At 67.5% G+C, this 2,908-nt stretch carries 2 protein-coding genes and 1 pseudogene; all 3 read right to left on the reverse strand.

The genetic code is table 11. The features are described 5' to 3' along the window. Positions 1 to 114: 114 nt before the first annotated feature. Positions 115 to 888, reverse strand: coding sequence for an enoyl-ACP reductase FabI (gene fabI, locus GA0115259_RS30005; protein WP_093602840.1), 774 nt, complete (start codon positions 886 to 888; stop codon positions 115 to 117). A 4-nt stretch (positions 889 to 892) separates the two neighbouring features. Continuing rightward, positions 893 to 1,612: a 3-oxoacyl-[acyl-carrier-protein] reductase gene (fabG, locus tag GA0115259_RS30010; protein WP_093602842.1), complete on the reverse strand. Its 720-nt coding sequence runs from the start codon at positions 1,610 to 1,612 to the stop codon at positions 893 to 895. 147 nt (positions 1,613 to 1,759) lie between these two features. Continuing rightward, positions 1,760 to 2,908: pseudogene (locus GA0115259_RS30015) on the reverse strand (GTP-binding protein); the annotation flags it as partial.

The following is a 2,908-nucleotide window of genomic DNA, read 5'->3' on the forward strand; positions in this document are numbered from 1 at the left end:
CCCAGACACACGGAAGCCGCGCACCGTCGGCTGGACGGTGCGCGGCTTCCGGAACAGCGGTGAACGGGACTGAACGGGGAGTACGCGGGACGGCGAAAGAGGGAATGGAAAGGCTCAGGCGCCCATCATGTGCACGCCGCCGTCGACATGCACGATCTCGCCGGTCGTCTTCGGGAAGAAGTCCGACAGCAGACCGACGATGCCCCGGCCGGCCGGCTCCGGGTCGGACAGGTCCCAGCCGATCGGCGCGCGGTGGTTCCACACGTCCGCCAGCTCCTCGAAGCCCGGGATGGACTTGGCGGCCATGGACTTGAGCGGACCGGCCGAGACCAGATTGCAGCGGATGTTCCGCGCGCCCAGATCACGGGCGAGATAGCGGTTGGTGGACTCCAGCGCCGCCTTGGCGACACCCATCCAGTCGTACTTGGGCCAGGCGACCTGTGCGTCGAAGGTGAGACCGACCACCGAGCCGCCGCGCTCCATCAGCGGCAGACAGGCCGTCGTGAGCGACTTCAGCGAGTACGCGGAGACATGCACCGCGGTCGAGACGTCGTCCCAGCTTCCCTCCAGGAAGTTGAACGCTCCCTGCGGGCCGAAGGCGATCGAGTGCACGACACCGTCGAGCCCGGCACCGGCGTCGCCCTGGATCTCCCGGATCCGGTCGGCGAGCCCGTCCAGATGCTCCTGGTCGGTGACATCCAGCTCGATGACCGGAGCGGGCTTGGGCAGCCGCTTGGCGATGCGCTCGACGAGGGTGAGCCGGCCGTAACCGGTGAGGATGACATCGGCGCCCTCCTCCTGCGCCACCTTGGCGGCATGGAAGGCGATGGAGCCCTCGGTGAGGACACCTGTCACGAGGATGCGCTTGCCGGCGAGGATTCCACTCATGTGATCAGTGACCCATGCCCAATCCGCCGTCAACGGGAATGACGGCTCCAGTGATGTACGAGGCGTCGTCGGAGGCGAGGAACCGCACCGTGGCGGCGATCTCCTCCGGCTGCGCGTAGCGGCCGAGCGGCACCTGCGAGACGATGCCCGCGCGCTGCTCGTCCGTGAGCACCTTGGTCATGTCGGTGTCGACGAAGCCCGGTGCGACGACATTGAAGGTGATGTTCCGCGAGCCCAGTTCACGGGCGAGGGAGCGCGCGAAGCCGACGAGACCGGCCTTGGACGCGGCGTAGTTCGCCTGGCCCGCCGAGCCGAGCAGCCCGACCACCGAGGAGATCAGGACGACACGGCCCTTCTTGGCCCGCAGCATCGCGCGGTTGGCGCGCTTGACGACACGGAAGGTGCCGGTGAGGTTGGTGTCGAGGACGGAGGTGAAGTCGTCCTCGGACATCCGCATCAGCAACTGGTCCTTGGTGACACCGGCGTTGGCCACCAGTACCTCGACGGGACCGTGCTTCTCCTCGATCTCCTTGTAGGCCTGCTCCACCTGCTCGGTGTCGGTGATGTCGCAGCGGACCGCCAGGCAGCCCAGCTCCAGCAGCGCCGCCGGCGGCTCGCCCGAGCGGTAGGTGATGGCGACCTTGTCGCCGTTTTCGGCGAAGACCCGGGCGATGGCGAGGCCGATGCCCCGGTTTCCTCCGGTGACGAGAACCGAGCGGCTCAACGGATCAGCCTTTCGTAGCGGTCTGGTACACCGAAAACCTATCGGTACGGTCCCGTCGGCGGAGAATCGGTCCCTGACAGCGCCTCGGTGCGGTCCCTGTTGGATTCCTACAGATACACGCGACCGGGCGGGCGGGAAGCGGCCGGACTAACCTCCGGTGATCCTCCGTACGACACGCAGCAGGTACTCCTTTCGGTGGAGCGGATCGTGGTCCGTGCGCGGCCGGGACGGGGCCGTGCCGGTGACCGGGCGGTAGTGGTCGAAGGCGGATTCCAGTACACCCTCGCCGCGCGTCAGCGTCGGCAGCCGCTGTTCGAGTTCATGCACCTGGGCCGCCGGGATCTCGCCCTCCAGAACGTACGAGTCACCCTGTGTGGACGGTGTGCGCGGTACGGCGCGGAGCCGGGCCAGTACGGGCAGGAGCGATCCGTACACATCCGCCGGGAGTTCCAGCCGGAAGCGGTGCATCGGCTCGTGGACCATGGTGCCGGCCTGCTCGATCGCGCTCATCAGGACCAGCGGTGTGAGATTGCGGAAATCGCCGCCGGTGCTCGACATGCTCTTGTCGAAGACGGCATGGGAATGGCTCTGCCGCGGGGCGTAACCGGAGTGCGTGAGGGTGACCGTGCAGTCAGGAATCCGCCATCCGTGAATGCCCTGGAGCAGCGTCTCCCGCACGGTGTCCTCGACGGCTTTCATGAACGCGAAGGGCATGGAACCGAGTTCGACCTCCAGCCGGAATTCCACGCCGGAATCGACCGGCGCCGGATCGACGCGCAGTCCGACGGTGGCGAGAAAGGGATTGGGATCCTTTCCCATGATCTCGACGGCCGAGCCCGATCCGGTGAGCCGTTCCACACAGATGGTGGTCGTCTCCCGGAAGGTGACCTCGACGCCGAAGTCATTCGCCAGCGTCGCCTGGATGACCTCTTTCTGCACCTCTCCGTAGAGCGATACGGAAATCTCCTGCCGGAGTTCGTCCTGCCGGAGATTGATCAGCGGATCCTGTTCGACAAGTTGGGCGAGCGCCGCGTGCAGCGCGCCACGGTCCGCCGAGCGGCACGGGACGACCACGGTCTCCAGCGACGGCGGCGCGAAGTGCCCGTCCGGGGAAAGGGAGTCGGCCGTACGCGCGGCGGCGCCGGTGTCGCCGACCGTGTCTCCGATCCGGACACCGCCGAGCCCGTGGAGGACGGCGATCCGTCCGGCCTCGGCCGACTCGCACGGGACGGCCGATCCCTGGTCGAACACGCTGATCGCGGTGACCTTTCCCGCGCCGTCCCTGCCGAACGGCAG

This window comes from Streptomyces sp. MnatMP-M17, from assembly GCF_900091995.1.
GTDB lineage: Bacteria > Actinomycetota > Actinomycetes > Streptomycetales > Streptomycetaceae > Streptomyces.